At 33.5% G+C, this 17673-nt stretch carries 15 protein-coding genes and 12 tRNA genes; 26 read left to right on the top strand and 1 reads right to left on the bottom strand.

Features of this window, described 5'->3' with window-relative positions:
• The first annotated feature begins 1 nt into the window (after position 1).
• From BMZ74_RS10420 to BMZ74_RS10360, 13 genes are all read left to right on the top strand, one after another.
• A tRNA-Lys gene (locus BMZ74_RS10420) sits at positions 2–77 on the top strand.
• A gap of 6 nt (positions 78–83) precedes the next feature.
• A tRNA-Met gene (locus BMZ74_RS10415) sits at positions 84–160 on the top strand.
• A gap of 61 nt (positions 161–221) precedes the next feature.
• Positions 222–298 (top strand) — tRNA-Gly (locus BMZ74_RS10410).
• A gap of 7 nt (positions 299–305) precedes the next feature.
• Positions 306–382, top strand: a tRNA-Met gene (locus BMZ74_RS10405).
• Positions 383–435: 53 nt separating this feature from the next.
• Positions 436–528: transfer RNA gene (locus tag BMZ74_RS10400), tRNA-Ser, on the top strand.
• A 10-nt stretch (positions 529–538) separates the two neighbouring features.
• A tRNA-Glu gene (locus BMZ74_RS10395) sits at positions 539–614 on the top strand.
• Positions 615–621: 7 nt separating this feature from the next.
• Positions 622–697: transfer RNA gene (locus BMZ74_RS10390), tRNA-Val, on the top strand.
• Positions 698–754: 57 nt separating this feature from the next.
• Positions 755–831: transfer RNA gene (locus BMZ74_RS10385), tRNA-Asp, on the top strand.
• A gap of 7 nt (positions 832–838) precedes the next feature.
• Positions 839–915, top strand: a tRNA-Thr gene (locus BMZ74_RS10380).
• Between the two features lie 18 nt (positions 916–933).
• Positions 934–1009: transfer RNA gene (locus BMZ74_RS10375), tRNA-Ala, on the top strand.
• A gap of 43 nt (positions 1010–1052) precedes the next feature.
• Positions 1053–1137 (top strand) — tRNA-Tyr (locus BMZ74_RS10370).
• 11 nt (positions 1138–1148) lie between these two features.
• Positions 1149–1223 (top strand) — tRNA-Gly (locus BMZ74_RS10365).
• Positions 1224–1395: 172 nt separating this feature from the next.
• Positions 1396–2466 carry a pyridoxal-phosphate-dependent aminotransferase family protein gene (locus tag BMZ74_RS10360; RefSeq protein ID WP_089862171.1) on the top strand — a complete coding sequence of 357 codons (1071 nt, stop codon included), beginning with the start codon at positions 1396–1398 and terminating at the stop codon, positions 2464–2466.
• 89 nt (positions 2467–2555) lie between these two features.
• On the opposite strand, the gene serA is transcribed toward BMZ74_RS10360, so the two are convergent.
• Positions 2556–4169: a phosphoglycerate dehydrogenase gene (gene serA / locus BMZ74_RS10355; RefSeq protein WP_342742444.1), complete on the bottom strand. Its 1614-nt coding sequence runs from the start codon at positions 4167–4169 to the stop codon at positions 2556–2558.
• Between the two features lie 134 nt (positions 4170–4303).
• On the opposite strand from serA, the gene BMZ74_RS10350 reads away from it, so the two are divergent.
• The 13 genes from BMZ74_RS10350 to tilS all read left to right on the top strand — a co-directional run bounded on the left by BMZ74_RS10350 (position 4304) and on the right by tilS (position 17670).
• Positions 4304–5587, top strand: coding sequence for a DUF1015 domain-containing protein (locus BMZ74_RS10350; RefSeq protein WP_089862169.1), 1284 nt, complete (start codon positions 4304–4306; stop codon positions 5585–5587).
• A 36-nt stretch (positions 5588–5623) separates the two neighbouring features.
• Positions 5624–6637 carry a FecCD family ABC transporter permease gene (locus tag BMZ74_RS10345; RefSeq protein ID WP_089862168.1) on the top strand — a complete coding sequence of 338 codons (1014 nt, stop codon included), beginning with the start codon at positions 5624–5626 and terminating at the stop codon, positions 6635–6637.
• An 8-nt stretch (positions 6638–6645) separates the two neighbouring features.
• Complete coding sequence (locus BMZ74_RS10340) at positions 6646–7920, top strand: ABC transporter ATP-binding protein (protein WP_245750869.1); 1275 nt, start codon at positions 6646–6648, stop codon at positions 7918–7920.
• A 2-nt stretch (positions 7921–7922) separates the two neighbouring features.
• A complete protein-coding gene (locus BMZ74_RS10335) occupies positions 7923–8504 on the top strand; it encodes a 2'-5' RNA ligase family protein (protein ID WP_089862166.1) in 582 nt (193 codons plus the stop codon).
• 24 nt (positions 8505–8528) lie between these two features.
• Positions 8529–9179, top strand: a complete 651-nt coding sequence (gene pgmB / locus BMZ74_RS10330) for a beta-phosphoglucomutase (protein ID WP_089862165.1) — start codon at positions 8529–8531, stop codon at positions 9177–9179.
• A 129-nt stretch (positions 9180–9308) separates the two neighbouring features.
• Positions 9309–10319: a LacI family DNA-binding transcriptional regulator gene (locus tag BMZ74_RS10325; protein WP_089862164.1), complete on the top strand. Its 1011-nt coding sequence runs from the start codon at positions 9309–9311 to the stop codon at positions 10317–10319.
• A gap of 24 nt (positions 10320–10343) precedes the next feature.
• Positions 10344–11453 carry an ABC transporter ATP-binding protein gene (locus tag BMZ74_RS10320; RefSeq protein ID WP_089862163.1) on the top strand — a complete coding sequence of 370 codons (1110 nt, stop codon included), beginning with the start codon at positions 10344–10346 and terminating at the stop codon, positions 11451–11453.
• Between the two features lie 188 nt (positions 11454–11641).
• Positions 11642–11965 carry an FtsB family cell division protein gene (locus BMZ74_RS10315; protein WP_089862162.1) on the top strand — a complete coding sequence of 108 codons (324 nt, stop codon included), beginning with the start codon at positions 11642–11644 and terminating at the stop codon, positions 11963–11965.
• Between the two features lie 45 nt (positions 11966–12010).
• Positions 12011–14176 carry a Tex family protein gene (locus BMZ74_RS10310; RefSeq protein WP_089862161.1) on the top strand — a complete coding sequence of 722 codons (2166 nt, stop codon included), beginning with the start codon at positions 12011–12013 and terminating at the stop codon, positions 14174–14176.
• Positions 14177–14263: 87 nt separating this feature from the next.
• Positions 14264–14629, top strand: coding sequence for a S1 RNA-binding domain-containing protein (locus BMZ74_RS10305; protein WP_089862160.1), 366 nt, complete (start codon positions 14264–14266; stop codon positions 14627–14629).
• Positions 14630–14744: 115 nt separating this feature from the next.
• Positions 14745–15296, top strand: coding sequence for a DUF501 domain-containing protein (locus tag BMZ74_RS10300; RefSeq protein WP_089862159.1), 552 nt, complete (start codon positions 14745–14747; stop codon positions 15294–15296).
• Positions 15277–16176, top strand: coding sequence for a Ppx/GppA phosphatase family protein (locus BMZ74_RS10295; RefSeq protein ID WP_089862158.1), 900 nt, complete (start codon positions 15277–15279; stop codon positions 16174–16176). Before BMZ74_RS10300 ends, BMZ74_RS10295 begins: the two co-directional genes overlap by 20 nt.
• Before the next feature lie 90 nt (positions 16177–16266).
• Complete coding sequence (tilS, locus tag BMZ74_RS10290) at positions 16267–17670, top strand: tRNA lysidine(34) synthetase TilS (protein WP_089862173.1); 1404 nt, start codon at positions 16267–16269, stop codon at positions 17668–17670.
• Positions 17671–17673 lie beyond the last annotated feature (3 nt).

The raw sequence follows: 17673 nt of genomic DNA, 5'->3' as shown, positions 1-17673 counted from the left end.
TGGGCCATTAGCTCAGGTGGTAGAGCACCTGACTTTTAATCAGGTTGTCGGAGGTTCGAATCCTCCATGGCTCACCATTTTAACGCGGGGTAGAGCAGTCCGGTAGCTCGTCAGGCTCATAACCTGGAGGTCATCGGTTCGAATCCGGTCCCCGCAACCATTTGAATATATTTGTTTATAATATATATATCTAGATCTGGCAAAATAACATGGTTGGGTAAGCGGGAGTAGCTCAGTTGGCTAGAGCATCAGCCTTCCAAGCTGAGGGTCGCGAGTTCGAGTCTCGTTTCCCGCTCCATATACATGGGTCTATAGCTCAGTTGGCTAGAGCATGTGGTTCATACCCACAGTGTCAGAGGTTCAAGTCCTCTTAGACCCACCATTAATTTACTTTAGTTTAAACTATAATTATATAGTTATTTAAACTTCGAGCATGGAGAGGTACCCAAGTGGCTGAAGGGGCGGGTTTGCTAAACCTGTAGCAGGGTATTTACCCTGGCGAGGGTTCGAATCCCTCTCTCTCCGCCATTTTATTTGCGCCCTCATCGTCTAGGGGTCTAGGACACCAGGTTTTCATCCTGGCGGCAGGGGTTCGAATCCCCTTGAGGGTGCCATTATTAGGGGCGAATAGCTCAGTTGGGAGAGCACCTGCCTTACAAGCAGGGGGTCACAGGTTCGAGCCCTGTTTCGCCCACCATTTAATATATTTTTAAGTAATACAGCTTAGCTGTTATTTACTTTCTACATCTAATACGGAGGTGTAGCGTAGCGGTTTAACGCGCCGGCCTGTCAAGCCGGAGATCGCGGGTTCAAATCCCGTCTCCTCCGCCATTTTTTTGCCGATGTAGCTCAGCTGGTAGCAGCGCTTCCATGGTAAGGAAGAGGTCACCGGTTCAAATCCGGTCATCGGCTCCATTAACTTCTAGCAGCCATGGGGATATAGCTCAGCTGGGAGAGCGCTACACTGGCAGTGTAGAGGCCAGGGGTTCGAATCCCCTTATCTCCACCAAAAAGTATTTATATTTTCTGGTTAGGAGATTAAAATTAAATCTGGAGGGGTGCCCGAGTGGTTAAAGGGAGCAGACTGTAAATCTGCCGGCGATGCCTACAAAGGTTCAAATCCTTTCCCCTCCACCATTTTTAAATATGCGGGAATAGCTCAGTGGTAGAGCATCACGTTGCCAACGTGAGGGTCGCGAGTTCAAATCTCGTTTCCCGCTCCATTTTTATGTGCACCTAGAGGTGCTTTTTTTATTTTATATATTAATTTAATATTCTGATAACTTGATTTACTACTTTGATCCACAAATTTAAGCTTTATAATTTATAATTTTACTGCTATAATATTAAGTAATTAATTATTTTTCAAATTTTTATGATGGGGTGTTTATAAAAATGCACGAAAGATTATTTACTCCTGGTCCAACTGAAGTTGATGCAGAAATTTTAAGAGAATTGTCTAAAAGTCAAATACATCACCGGACAGCTAGATTTTCTGATTTATATGATGATATCCAGATTAATTTACAAAAATTATTATTTACTAAAAATCCTGTTTTTCTTTTTTCAGCTTCGTCTACTGGAGCAATGGAGGCAGCTGTTACAAATTCTGTTAAAAAATCATGTTTAAATTTAGTTAATGGTGCTTTCTCAGATAGATGGCATCAAATCACGGTTAAAAATGGAATTTCCTGTGAGAAAGTTGCTATTGATTGGAATAAAGCGATAACTCCTGAATTAGTAGCAGATAAACTTGCTTCTGGTAAATTTGATGCAGTTACAATAGTATTAAACGAAACTTCAACTGGTTTAATGAATCCAATTGCAGAAATTGCAGAAGTAATTGCTGATTATGAAGATGTAGTATTTTTAGTTGATGCTGTATCTGGGATGGCTGGTACAAAAATTGAAGTTGATAACTGGGGAATTGATATGTGTCTGGCAGGAGTACAAAAAGCATTTGCCCTCCCGGCTGGTTTAACAGTTGCTAGTGTTAGTGAAAAACTTTTAAAAAGAGCAGAAGAAGTAGAAAGTAAAAGTTATTACTTTAATCTTCCATTAATGTATAAATATCATTTGCGTTCTCAAACTAGAACTACTCCAGCTATTCCTCAAATATTTGCTTTACAAAAACAGCTTAATTATATTGTTGAAATAGAGGGGATCGAAAATCGTTTTGAAAGACACCGAAAATTAGCAAATTATGTTCAAAACTGGGCTCTGAAATATTTCTCTATTTATGCTGAGCCAGGTTACTGGTCAAATACTGTTACTTGTATAGAAAATACAAGAGGAGTAGATGTTGCTAATTTAATTGATACTTTAGTTAGTGAATATGGAATTAGAATTGCTAATGGATATGGTGATTTAAAAAATAAAGCATTTAGAATTGGTCATATGGGAGATTTAACTTTAGCAGATATTACTGGATTATTAAAAATTATTGAGGATATCTTAAATCTTTAAATTAGTAATTATAAATACATATTTAGTTTTATTTAAGTAACAAAAGAGGAGGACATTCTAGAATGTCCTCCTCTTTTGTTATTGATTTATTAAATTTTTAAATAAGTTAAATCTTTTACATTAGTATCTAAGTCATCAAGGTTTTGCTTGATTTTTGTCATTATTTCTGCAGAAGGTTTGGAATCAATTTGCATAGTCATAATAGCATCTCCTCCAAAAGATTTTCTACCAACCTGCATAATAGCTATATTTATTTCAGCTTCTCCCAAGATAGAGCCTATTTTACCAATTACACCCGGTTTATCCTGATAGCTGACAATGATAAATTCTCCAGATAATTCGAGGTCAATTCTGAGACCATTAATTTCAATTACTCTGAAGCCGATTGGAAGATAAGTTCCTGCTAGGCTGTATTCTCCTTGCTCGGTTTTTAAAACTACTTTGATAATATTTTTTAATTCACCTTCATTTTGAATTTGACTTTCTTTTAAACTAATTCCTCTTTCATTTGCTACATGCATTGCATTAACAAGATTAATTCGATCATCTAAAATTGGTTCTAAAATAGATTTAACAAAGCTTAAAGTCATTGGTTTAAGATTGTATTGGTTTACCTCACCACCATACTCAACTTCAAGATTAACAATTCTTTCATTACCTTTCCATTTAGCCATAAAATTACCCAATTTAGTAACAAGATTAATGTATGGTTTAGCTCGATTAAATTCATTGGGATCCATAGCGGGAATATTGAGAGGAGATTCAGGTAAATTGCTGTGTAAAACAGAAACTACTTCTTCAGCTGCTGTAATTGAAACATTATCCATTGCTTCAGTTGTAGTTCCTCCCAGGTGACAGGTCATAATTACCCGGTCTTCAAAACTTAATAGCGGATTATTAGTTGCTTTAACTGGTTCCTCTTCATGAACATCAATAGCTGCACCTGCAATTTTATTTTTTTCTAAAGCAGCTGCTAATGCTTCAGTGTCGATGTTCTGTCCACGGGCACAGTTAATTACACGAGCGGTTTCCTTCATAATTGCAAATTCTTTATGACTTAAAATATGATATGTTTCATCAGTGAGTGGGGTATGCAAACTGATATAATCAGATTTTTCTAGTACTTCTTTAAAAGGGAGTAATGGGACATTAATTTTTTCAGCATTTTTAGGTGCAAGATAAGGATCATTAGCAATTACTTTCATACCAAAAGCTTGGGCTCTTTTGGCAACACGGCTACCAATTCTACCTAGTCCAATAATCCCGAGTGTTTTTCCTTTAACCTCAACTCCCATATATTTTTTCCTATCCCAGATGTCATTATGTAAAGCCTGATTGGCCTGGGCAATATTCCTTGATAAAGAAAGTATCATTCCTAAAGTATGTTCAACTGCAGAAATTGTATTGCCAGTTGGCGTATTAAATACAAAAATACCATTTTTAGTTGCTGTATCAAGATCAATATTATCATAACCAGTTCCTGCCCGGCCAATGACTTTTAAGTTTTTAGCTTTATTAAGAGCTTCTGCATTAAGAATGGTCATACTGCGAACAATTATTCCATCATAATTTCCAATTGAATTTAATAATTCCTCTCGATTTTGACCTGGTTTGAAATCAACTTCAATACCAGCTGCTTCTAAAATATCAATTCCCTTTTGAGCAATATTATCACTTACCAAAACTTTGTACAATTGACTCACTCCTTCTCTCTTCTTGCTCCTGATTTTTTTATTAATTATATCTAATTGCTGTTCAGAAAGCAAGTTTATAAAATTATTATTCAACTTGCTGTTAACTTAATTAAACTATATAATAAATAAAAGGAGTGATAATTATGGCAGAAGTTTTTCCTTTTCATGGCTATCATTATAATCTGGCCAAAGTTAAGGATTTAAATGAAGTGGTAACTCAACCATATGATAAAATTGATCAAGAGTTACAGAAAAATTATTATCAAAAAAGCCCCTATAATATTGTTAGACTAATTCTGGGGAAAGAAGATAATCGTTATCAAAATGCAGCAGAAAAGTTACAGACCTGGATAGAGAATGAAATTATTATTCGTGATCAAGAAGCAGCTTTTTATTTTTATACGCAAGAATATTTTGTTGGGGAAAATAAATTTATTCGTAAGGGATTTGTTGGATTGGGGAAATTAGATGCCGGTTCGGGTGTTAAAGCTCATGAAAATACTATGGCAGGCCCAAAAGCTGATCGTTTAAATTTAATTAGAGCAACAGAAGCAAATTTTGGCCATATATTTATGCTGTATTCTGATCAAAAATCCGAAATAAATAATTTACTGAATGATTATTTGAATAAACCAGCTCTTTTTGAAGTTAAAGATGATGATAATAATTTGCATAAAGTCTGGCAGATTGTTGATAAAAATATAATAGATAAAATTCAAGCTAAAATGAAAGAAAAGACTCTCTATATTGCAGATGGTCATCACCGTTACCAAACTGCGCTTAATTTTAAAAAAGAATGTGAGGATAAAGGATGGAAGTCAGTTGGAACAGCTGGTTTTAACCACCGTTTAATGACTTTTATTAATATGGATGATCCTGGTTTACAAGTTTTAGCAACTCATCGTTTACTATATGGTATTAAAAATTTTAATTTAGCTGATTTTTTAAATAAAGCAGCAGAGGATTTTAGTATTTTAGAATTTAATCAAAAAGAAAAAATGTACCAATATCTTGATTCTAATAGAGCAGATAAGGTTTTTGGATTTAAAACTAAACAAGATAATTTATATAGAGTTCTCAAATTAAAGAATAAAGAAATATTAAATGAAATTCCAGATTGTTTTTCAACGGAATATAAAGAACTTGCAGTAACTATTTTACATAAAATTATTCTGGAAGGATATTTAGGTATTGATGAAAGAGCTTTAGCAGAAAAAACTAATCTCGATTATATTCGCTATCGTGATCAGGCACTTGCTAAATTAGATCAGCAGAGCTATCAGGCTGCTTTTATTTTGAATCCAACTACTGTAGCTGAAGTACAGAATATAGCTGATCAGGGGGAGAAGATGCCCCAAAAATCAACTGACTTTTATCCGAAATTATTAACAGGTTTAATTTTAAATAAATTAACTATCCAAAAATAAAAATTTAAAGGAGCTAGCCAGACTGGCTGATTAGAAATGCAGAGAAATAAAAATATCTATTTTGTTTATCTAATGATAATTATTATATTATTACTATTATTTTTTACAGCTTTATTTATTGGTTCGAGCTATATTAATCCTTTAAAAATTGTACAATATTTATTATTTAATAAACAATTGCCGAAAGCAAATTTAATTATTTTAACAGAAATTAGGTTACCCAGAATTTTATTGGCGATAATGGTGGGAGCTGGTTTAGCTTTAGCAGGGACAGTTTTTCAGGGAGTAATTGCTAACCCAATGGTTGATCCCTATATTGTTGGTATATCTGCTGGTGCTGGAACTGGTGTTATGTTAGCTCTTTTTCTGGGAATTCCACTGGTTTTTTCTCATTTAAATCTACTTCCTATTTTTGCTTTTGCTGGTGCACTGCTGACAGTTTTTATAGTTTATCAGCTGGCACTTGTTGGTAATAAACTGCCTGTTTTAACTTTTTTACTATCGGGAGTTGCATTAAGCTTTATTTTGAATTCAATTATGTCATTTTTAATGGTTTTAAGAACAGAAAATTTACAGCAACTGGTTTTCTGGTTAATGGGGAGTCTGGCTGCTTCTTCCTGGTCTGAAGTGAAAATGATTTTACCTTACTTTATGCTTGCTAGCTTGCTGATATTTTATTATGGGAAAGATCTAAATTTAATTTTATTAGGGGAAGAAAATGCTGCTCACCTTGGACTTGAAGTTGAGAAGAGTAAGCTCATTTTTTTAACAGCAGCTTCTTTGCTAACAGCCTCTGTTGTATCAGTTAGTGGTAGTATTGGATTTATTGGTCTGGTTGTACCCCATATTGCCCGTTTAATGATTGGTCCTGACCATCGAAAACTATTACCATTGTCTGCTTTACTGGGAGCTGCTTTTTTGCTCTTTGCTGATACTATAGCTAGAACACTTATGGCTCCTCTTGAATTACCAGTTGGAATAATAACTGCTCTAGCTGGGGGACCTTATTTTATTTATTTATTACGAAAAAAATCAAAAAATATTTGGTGAGGAAAATGATGCAGGTAGACAAAATTACTTTTAGTTATAATCAAAATAAAGTTATAAAAGAAATTACAATGTCAGTTGATAAAGGTGATTTTGTGGGAGTAATTGGCCCTAATGCATCAGGAAAATCAACTTTAATTAAAAATTTGGCCCGGACATTACAGCCAATAAAAGGTGTAGTTTATTTATCTAATCAGCTGCTTAATAAATATTCAGCTCAAGAATTAGCTAAAAAAATGGCGGTTGTACCACAAAATACGAATATTGACTTTAGTTTTAATGTTTATGATATTATTATGATGGGGCGAACACCATATCAAAAACGCTGGTCAAAGCTTAAACAATCTGATCGCAAGATTGTCAAGCAGGTAATGGAATTAACTGATACTTATAAATTAAAAGATAAAATAATTAATCAGCTTTCAGGAGGAGAAAAACAAAGGGTAATTATTGCTCGTGCTCTGGCCCAGCAGCCAGAAATACTTATTCTTGATGAACCAACTGCCAGTCTTGATATAAATTATCAAGCTGAAATATATGATATTTTGGAGTATTTGAATTTGAAATTGGGCCTAACTATTATTACTGTCTCTCATAATTTGAATTTAACTGCTCAGTATTGTCAAAAAATATTTTTAATTAATTCTGGTCAAATTTATGCAGAAGGTACTGCTGTTGAAGTATTAACTGCTAAAAATATTGCTCAAGTCTATCAGGCTGAAGTACAGGTGAAAAAAAATAAACTTACCCAAAAACCCATTATAACTTTATTGCCGCAGAATAAATTGGTGGATAATGTTAATGCAAAATCTAAAGACTTTAAAATTCATGTAATAGCTGGAGGTGGGACAGCAGTTGATATGCTGCAGCAGCTGTCTAGTTTAAATTATAATTTAAGTGCTGGAGTTTTAAACAGTGGAGATGCAGATTGGCAGATTGCTGTTGAACTAGGTATAGAGGTAGTGACAGCTGATCCCTTTGCTGCAATTAAAGCTGAAGAAGTTATAGCCCATAAAAAACTAATTAACCAGTCAGATTTAATAATTTTAACTGAAGTCCCTTTTGGTTATGGGAATTTGGCTAATTTAACAATCTTGCAAGATTTTCCTACTAAAAATAAAATATTTTTAGCAGGTCAGAATATTAAAAAAAGAGATTATGTTAAAGGAAAAGCTGAGTCTATCTGGAATAAATTAATAGATGGGGACAATTTAAGATTAATCACTGATCAAAGCCAAGTGTTAAAAGAAATAAAAAAATTTGAAAGATTAAAGATGGAGAGGTAATTATGATAAAAGCTGCTGAATTAGATAAAGAGTATTTTATTGTATTAATTCCTGATCAGGAATTAATTGAAACAGCTGCTCAGGTACAAAAAATTGTTGCAGAGCATTATAATCTTTATCCTGACCAAATACATCCGCAGCTGCATATTACTATTGACCGAATCGATAAAAATAAAGCTGTTCAAGCTGAAACTATTTTAACTGAAAAATTGAAAGAATTTAAACAAATTGAAATTGAAGTTGATCGGTTTAGCTGTATAAGATTTTCTGACCAGCATCAGCTTGTTCTGGAAGTAAATGAAACACCATCTTTAAAGAGATTTTCAGAAGCAGTCCACACATCCCTGGCAGAAGCAGGTATTTCTACAATTGAAAATTATGATGAATGGATGTTTCATATTACAATAATTAGTAATATCTTTGCTAAAAATCCAATTCCAATGGATGAATTAACTGAGATTTGTCTCTTTATGGAAGGCATGTCCAGACCTCTTACTGCTAATGCAGAGCAATTAGAAATTTGGCGACCAACACTTGACCCAGTCGAAAAAGTTATTGCAAGCTTTGATTTGCTGAAAGATTAAGTTGTTAGAAAAGGAGTGGATATAGTGACTAAAAACATAAAAGGGTTTATTTTTGATCTTGATGGTGTATTGACAGATACTGCAGAATTTCATTACAGAAGCTGGCAAAAGTTAGCTGATGAAGAAAATCTTAATTTTAATCGTCAAATTAATGAACAGCTACGTGGTGTTTCTCGTATGCAGTCTTTAGAAATTATTCTAGCTGGTCAAGAAGTACCAACTGCTCAAAAAAAAGAGTGGACAGATCGTAAAAATGAATATTATCAAGAATACTTAGCTGAGCTAACTAAAAAAAATATTTTAGATGATATGGAAGCTAAATTACACCAACTAAAAAAGGCTGGTTATAAGCTTGCTGTTGGGTCTTCCAGCCGTAATGCTAAAAAAGTTTTGAAAAACTTGCAAATTTCAGACTTATTTGATACAATATCAGATGGAAACAGCGTAGAACGTGCTAAACCTGCACCTGATTTATTTCTTCACACTGCTGAGGTAATTGGTTTAGAGCCAGCTGAATGTGTTGTGCTTGAGGATGCTGAGTCTGGTGTTGAGGCTGCTCTAGCTGCTGGAATGATTGCGGTAGGAATTGGTCCTGCTGAGCGGGTTGGGAAGGCACATCTAGTTTACACAAGTGTGAGTGATATTGATTTTGAAGAAGTTTTAACAAAAATTTAAATTTTTTTGAAATTTAAGCAGGAAATACAGAGTCTGTAGCGAATAATATATTTAAGAGTTATTTTACAGACTCTTTTTTTACTTGAGTTTTCGCAAGCGCTTGCGTAAATTGCGTAATTGGAGGATAGGATGCAGATTACACTAAAAGATATTGCTCGAATGGCGGGTGTGGCTGAATCAACTGTATCTAGAGCGTTAAATGATAAGCCAGGTGTTGGCCAGGAAACAAAGGCTAAAATCTTGAAGTTGGCCCAGAAATATAATTATCGTCCGAATCAGCTGGCCCGGGGATTAGCGGTTAATAAGACTAATATGATTGCTGTTATTCTTGCTGAAATGGATAGTCCGGGAAATATAGAGATTGTCAAAAATATTGAAAAAGCAGCTGAAGAAGTGGACTATCAGATTATTTTATGTAATACAAATAATGATCTGAAAAAAGAAAAATCTTATCTTTCTTTACTAGAAGCAAATCAAGTTGATGGAGCAATTTTTATTGGCGGTAAGTTAGTTAGCAGCCAGCTCTTAAGATTAAGTTTTGAAGAAAAAAATCCAATGGTTCTAGTTAATCGTCTGGCAGAAGAAAATTTTTTCACTTCAGTTTTGACTAATTATAGTCAGGGAATTTATAAAGCGGTTGAGCATTTATTTGAGCAGGGATTTAGAAAAATAGCTCTAATTTGTGGAGACAAAGATAATTTAACTGAAAGTGAGAAAATAAATGGTTATTATCAGGCTTATACTGAAGCTGGTTTTTCAGTAAATGAGGATTTGATTTTTTCTACTGGAGCTGACAGAACGTCCGGTTATAATGCTTTTTTAGAAATTATGAATCGTGATATTATACCTGATGCTTTCATTTCGACAAGAGAATTAACTACTATTGGTCTGGTAGAGGCAATTAAATTTGGGGGATATTTTATTCCTGATGATTTTGCTGTAGTTGGTTATGGTGATAATATTTTAACTTCAGTTATTGATCCACCTTTAACAGTTTTAAATGAGCCTGCCGCAGAGTTAGCTAAACTATCATTTGACTTTTTACTGAAATTAATTAAAGATAAATTAGAAGGACAACAAATTAAGGTTTTAACTCCTGAACTTATTGTTAGGGAGTCTTCAATAGCAAAATATAATTAAACTACTTTGAGGAGGAATTTTTAAATGGCAAGTGTAACTTTAGAACATATTTACAAACATTTTGGTGACTTTACAGCTGTTAAAGATCAAAATCTCGAAATTAGGGATAAAGAATTTATTGTTTTAGTTGGTCCATCCGGTTGTGGTAAATCTACAACTTTGCGGATGATTGCTGGTCTGGAAGAAATTAGTGAAGGTACTTTAAAAATTGGCGATAAAGTAGTAAATGATGTTGCACCAAAAGATAGAGATATTGCAATGGTTTTCCAGAACTATGCTCTTTATCCTCACATGAATGTTTATGATAACATGGCTTTTGGATTAAAATTACGTAAGTTTCCTAAAGATCAAATAGATAAAAGAGTTAATGAAGCAGCAGAAATTTTAGGTATTGAGCAATTATTAGATCGTAAGCCAAAACAATTATCTGGTGGTCAAAGACAGCGGGTTGCTTTAGGAAGAGCTATCGTTCGTGAGCCAAAAGTATTCTTAATGGATGAACCTCTTTCTAATCTTGATGCTAAATTAAGAGTTCAGATGAGAACTGAATTATCTAAATTACATGATCGCTTGCAAACTACTATGATTTATGTAACTCATGATCAAACAGAAGCTATGACTATGGGAGACCGAATTGTTGTGCTTAAAGATGGTGTTATTCAGCAAGTAGATGATCCATTGACTCTTTATAATAAACCAGAAAATATGTTTGTTGCTGGTTTTATTGGATCACCTGCAATGAACTTTATGGATGCAACTATTAAAAAAGAAGGGGATATCTATTACATTGATGGTAATGGTACTTTCAAAATTAGAGTTCCTGAAGATAAAGAAAAATTCATTACTGATTATGACGGTAAAGAAGTAGTATTTGGTGTTCGACCTGAGGATATCATTGATACAGAAATTACTCATGATTTTGAAGTTAAAGCTGATAATTCATTTAAAGCTGAAGTAGAAGTAGTAGAACCAATGGGTTCTGAAATTTATCTCTATCTGGCTGAAAATGGCCATTCTTTAATTGCTAGAGTCGAAGCTGAAAGTACAGCTAAAGTTGGCGATACAATTGAGCTTGGAGTAGATTTAAGAAAAATCCATCTCTTTGATGCAGAAAATGAAGAATCTATATTTTAAGTAACTAAGTTTTTTCAGGTATTTAACCTGTTAATAAAAAGCTAAATAAACTTAAATCTATGTGTTTTTCAAGCAGCTGAATTTAATTCAGCTGCTTTTTTTGATTAATTCAGTTATTTGAAGTATAATTAATAGTAGACTAAATATTTGTATGAATATGCAGAATAAAATCAGTAAGGAGGTAAAAAATGCCCAGGCAGCGTAAAGATTTTTTGCTTAATCCAATGGTGATTATAATAGTTGCAGTTATAATTATAGTTGCTGTTTTTAATTTCTATCAAAATATAGAAAAAATAAATAAATTAGAAACTAAAGTTGAAAAATTAAAGTCAGAAATTAGCAGTGCTAAACAGCATAGAGAAATGCTAAAATATAGAATTGAAAATAGTGATAATTATAAGTATATAGAAGAAGTTGCCCGGGAAAAATTGGGACTAGTTAAACCTGGAGAAAAAGTTTTAATTCCAGTTCCGGAAACAGAGTCTGATCAAAAAAATAACTCAAATAATTAAATGGAAATTAATTTTTAAATATATATCAATGGGGGAATCTTTTTAATGGAGGAATATATTGAGGTAGATCTAGTTGAGCTAGCCGCAGCTGAATTAGATCTAGTTAGAAAAAATGTTGCAGCAACTATTGAGCTGCTTGACCAGGGTAATACAGTACCATTTATTGCCCGTTATAGGAAAGAAATGACTGGAAGTCTTGATGAAGAACAGATTAGATCTGTAGCAGAAAAAATGGATTATTTGCGTAGGCTTTATGAAAGAAAAAATGAAGTTGCAGCAGCTGCAGATAATAAAGATAAATTAGATAGTGATTTACTGGCTAAATTAACAGCTGCTGATACTTTACAAGAAGTAGAAGATCTCTACCGGCCTTTTAAAGAAAAAAAGCAGACTAAGGCAGCCAAAGCATTGGCTAGAGGATTAAAACCTTTAGCTGATAAAATAATTAGTCAGCAATATAAACAAAAGATAATTGAAAAAATGGCCCAAAAATTTATTGATTCAGAAAAAGAATTATCTACAATAGATGATGTAATAAGTGGGGCAGAAGATATTATAGCTGGTGATCTTTCAGATAATGCGGCTTTAAGAAAAAAGCTGCGTGATTATTGTTTTAATACAGCCAAAATAGTTTCGGATCAAAAAAATGAAGATCAGTCTGGTAAATATCAAGATTATTATGAGTTTAGAGAGTCAATTAATAAAATACCTCCTCATCGTATTTTAGCTCTTAATCGCGGTGAAAGCGAAGAAATATTAAGAGTTAAAGCAGAAGTTGATAATGAAAAAGCAATTAATTTAATCTATAAATTTTGTCAGTTTAAAGCTGGAGCTAGTTTTTCTTATCTAGAGAATGCTGTTGACTATGCTTATAAAAGATTAATATTTCCTGCTCTAGAAAGAGAAATTAGGAATAATCTAACTGAAAAAGCAGAAAGTAGGGCTGTAGATAATTTTGCGATTAATCTACGAGCTCTTTTAATGCAGCCACCTTTACCGGGTAAGAAAGTGCTGGCAGTAGATCCAGCTTTTAGAACAGGTTGCAAATTAGCTGCTCTGGCTGCTAATGGTGAGCTTTTAGAAACAGGAACTATCTATCCCCATCAACCTGTCAATAAAAAAAAGGCGGCGGCAGAAACTATAAAATTGTTTGTTGAAAAATATAAAATAGATTTGATTGTGATTGGAAATGGAACAGCCAGCCGCGAAACAGAATTTTTTATAGCTGAATTAATTAAAGCTGGTCTTTCAGTAGAATACACGATAGTAAGTGAAGCAGGAGCTTCTGTTTATTCAGCTTCTACTCTGGCCCGGAAAGAATTTCCGGAACTTGATGTTTCAATTAGAGGAGCTATTTCAATTGGCAGAAGAATTCAGGATCCTCTCGCAGAATTAGTTAAGATTGATCCACAGTCACTTGGAGTTGGAATGTATCAGCATGATGTTTCTCAAAGTAAGTTAGAAAAAACTTTAAATGATGTAGTTGTGGATACTGTTAATCAGGTTGGAGTTGAAGTTAATACAGCTTCAGCAGCTTTGTTGACTTATGTAGCTGGTATTAGTTCCAGTAATGCTGAAAAAATAATTGAATATCGAGAAAAAAATGGAGATTTCAAAAAAAGAGATGAACTACTTGAGGTTTATCGATTTGGACCAAAAAGCTTTGAGCAGTCAGCTGGATTTATCAGACTTGACTCTACAGCTGATCCTCTAGCTGCTACTCCTATTCACCCAGAATCATATAATGCAGCCGAAAAAATATTAGCCAGTATTGGTTATCAGCCGGCTGACTTGCAAGATGACTTTAAATTAGCTGATATCAAAGATAAATTAGCTCAGCTGGATCTTTTTTCAACAGCAGCTGAACTTGAATTAGGAAAACCAACAATTAAAGATATTATTCAGGCTCTCCAGCAGCCAGGGCGAGACCCAAGAGAATCAATGCCTGCCCCAATTTTTAGAAAAGATATTTTAAAAATAGATGATATAGAACCTGGTATGATCTTTAGAGGTAAGGTTCGTAATATTGTTGACTTTGGTGCTTTTATAGATATTGGCTTAAAACAGGATGGTTTACTGCATATTTCAGAAATGAGTGAGCTTTATGTAAGTGACCCTTTTACTATAGTCGAAATAGGTCAGAATATAGAAGTTAAAGTGTTATCTGTAGATAAAAAAAGAGGAAGAATTTCTTTAACTTTAAAATTTTAGGAAATTTTAAGCGATAAATTTGACAGTTCTGGCGTAATTAAGTTATAATAAGTACAATATAAATATCTAGGGAGGAATTTTTTAAGCATGTCCATTGAAGTTGGAAGTATAGTTGTAGGTAAAGTTACGGGGATAACAAATTTTGGTGCTTTCGTTGAGTTGGAAGATGGGGAAACTGGTCTTGTTCATATTTCCGAGGTTGCTAATACTTATGTAAAAGATATTAATAATTTCCTTAAAGAAGATGATGAAGTTAAGGTTAAAGTTATTAATATTGATGATGATGGCAAAATTGGACTTTCAATCAAGCAGCTTGAAGATCCAGATGACAGAATTGACCATGCTCCAGAGATGTCTTTCGAAGAAAAAATGGACCGCTTTTTAAAACAAAGCAGTGAACGTCAGCAGGACCTCAAAAGTAGAGAAGCTAAAAAAGGTGGAAACTCCAAATAAATATTTGGCAAATTTTATCAACTTTTTAAACATCCTTTAATCCTTTTAAGGGGTGTTTTCTCTTTTTAGACTCAATAAAAGAAGTTAACTAACTATTAAGGAAAGGATTCAATAGATGAAATCTACTGATCACAAAATAGTTGAATTACAGCTTAAAAGAAAGATTGATAACTTTAGTCAGATTGCTCACTATTGTCCTTTTAAGTATCCAGCGGTAGTTGAAGTTAATCCTTTTACAGCAGGAATTCCAGCGCCAACTATTTATTGGCTTAGCTGTCCTGCACTAAATTATCAGGTAGATCGACTAGAGTCAGAAAGTAATTTAATAGATGAGTTAGGTCAAAAATTGAAAAATGATTTACAGTTTAAGCAGCAGTTAGCTAAGGCTCATCAAGATTATGCTCGGCAAAGACGGCAACTTTTAACAGCAAAGGCTGAAGAGCAGGCTCAAAAAATTTCAGTTGATTTATTAAATACTTTGCTATATTCTGGAGTTGGTGGAATTAAGGAGCAGTTAGGAATAAAATGTTTGCATACACATTTGGCTCATTTTTTAGTAACAGGCAGTAATCCAGTTGGCAAAATTGTTTTTGCTAAAGTTAGCTGGCCAGAAGAGTGTCTAATTTGTCAGGAGAGGACTGATAAGCTTGAAAGCAGCAGCAATTGATTTAGGAACTAATTCCTGTCGGTTATTAATCGGTTCTAAAGTTAATTCTGAAATTGAAATTTTAAAGCGTGAATTACGAATTACTCGTCTGGGGGAAGGTGTTGACGCAGCTAAAACTTTAAATTCATCAGCTGTCAACAGAGTAATGATGGCTTTAACTGAATATAAGAAAATTATTGACCAATTTGAAGTTGAACAGGTAAAGGTAGTTGGAACAAGTGCTTTAAGAGACGTTAATAATTCAGCTCTGCTTAGTGAAAAAATTGCTGGACTGGGCTGGCAGTTAAATATTATTAGTGGGAATCAGGAGGCTGAACTTAACTATCTTGGTGCAGCTGGTAATTTGAAAGATGATTTTTTGCTACTTGATATTGGTGGAGGCAGTACAGAATTTATCTGGTCAGCAGCTGGTAAATTAAAATTTGAAAGTCTGGATATTGGGTGTGTCAGATTAACAGAAAAATTTATTGATGATCCAGCAGTTCCAATTAAACAGGCTGAACTTAATGCAATTAATAATTATGTTTTTAATTTGCTTAAAGCTGAATTAGAACTCAAGGGTAATTTCGCCATCAAAGGAGTTGGTGGAACAATTACTACTCTAGCTGCCATCAAAAATCAATTAAATAACTATAGAAGTGAAGAAATTGAAAATACAGTTCTTGAACTGTCTGAACTAAAAAAAATGCTAATTAAATTAGGGAGTGTAGAGCTTAGCTATCGTCAGCAGATAGCTGGATTGCAGCCTAAAAGAGCTGATATTATAATAGCTGGTATAATTATCTTATTAAATATACTTAAATTTATAGATGATAATAAATTGACTGTAAGTGATCATGATTTATTATATGGTATTTTACAAACAGAATTACTAGAATAAATTTAAAGAGGGGCAGGTTTATCTGCTTTTATCTAGAAATATATGTGAGAGAGCTAAAAGTTCTTGCTACTGGAGAGGATAATTTTGCAGTTGAAAAAAAGCTTAAAGAAAATAATTAAGCAAAATGATTTAGTTGCAGCAGGTAATAAAGTATTACTTGCTGTTTCTGGAGGGCCAGATTCACTTGCGATGTTAGAACTGTTTTGCCAAATAAGTAGTGAGTTTGCAATTGAAATAGCAGTAGCTCATTTTGACCATCAATTTCGAGAGGAATCGGCAGCTGAAGCAGAATTTGTCAAAAATAAAGCTGCTCAATTAGGAGTTGAATTCTATCTTAAAACTGTCGATTTGCCAGCTTTAATTAAGCAGAATAATTTATCAGCTGAAACTGCAGCCAGGGAAGCAAGGTTTAAGTTTTTTCGTAAACTAATGATTGAAAAACAATTCGATTTACTTGCTTTAGCTCATCATCAAGATGATCAGGCCGAAACTGTTTTATTAAATCTTTTTCGGGGAAGTGGTTTACAGGGATTAGGTGGTATAGATCTTAAATTGAATTTTAAAGGAATTGAAATTATTCACCCTTTATTATATTTTAGCAAAGAGGAAATTCTTAATTATTGCCGAACAAATAATTTGCAGCCTTGTTTTGATAGCAGCAATCAAGAAAGTATTTATAGTAGAAATATTATTCGAAATCAGATATTACCTTTAGTTGAAAAGAAATTAAATCCACAGGTAAAAGAAGTAATAGCCAGAAATGCAGAAATCTTAACAGCAGAAGATAATTTTTTAAATAAATTAGCTCTGACTAGTTATCAACAGTTGATGCTTTCGGAAAGCAAGCTGGAAATTGCTCTAGATTTAACTGATTTTAAAAAACAGGAGCAGGTTTTGCAACGAAGAGTTTTGCGTTTAGCTTATCAAAAATTAAATAATAATTTAGAAGATCTTTATTTAGAACATATTTTGGAAATAGAAAAATTATTGCTTTCTGAGCAAACTGGCCGGGGGATTGACTTGCCAGGTCGAATAAGAGTTGAAATAAGTTATGATCGTTTAGTTTTTATAAAAGTAGCTCAAAATTTAGTTTCAAATAATCTGACCTATCAAAAACTTAGCTTAGCTAAAATAGTTAACTGGAACCAAAATTTTAGTCTGCAGGCTGCGATAGTTAGTAGTGAAGATTTTGAAATAACTAACACTAAACTGCAGGCAGCTTTTGATTTAAATAAATTGGAATTACCCCTTTTTATCCGTAGTCGCAAATCAGGAGACAGGTTACAGCCGCTCGGTATGAAGGGTGAAAAAAAAGTTAAAGATATTTTAATTGATGCCAAAGTGCCTTTGTATAAACGTGATCAGCTGCCAATTATTGTTGATTCAGCTGACAATATTATCTGGGTTGCTGGATATAAAATGGCTAATAACTATAAGATTACTAAAGCTACGACAAAAATTTTAGTACTAAATTTAATCTTTAATCAGAAATAATAG

The organism is Halanaerobium salsuginis (genome assembly GCF_900114545.1).
In the GTDB taxonomy this organism is placed as follows: domain Bacteria; phylum Bacillota; class Halanaerobiia; order Halanaerobiales; family Halanaerobiaceae; genus Halanaerobium; species Halanaerobium salsuginis.
The sequence above is the reverse complement of the archived record's forward strand: the minus strand, read 5'-3'. Positions and strand labels throughout refer to the sequence as shown.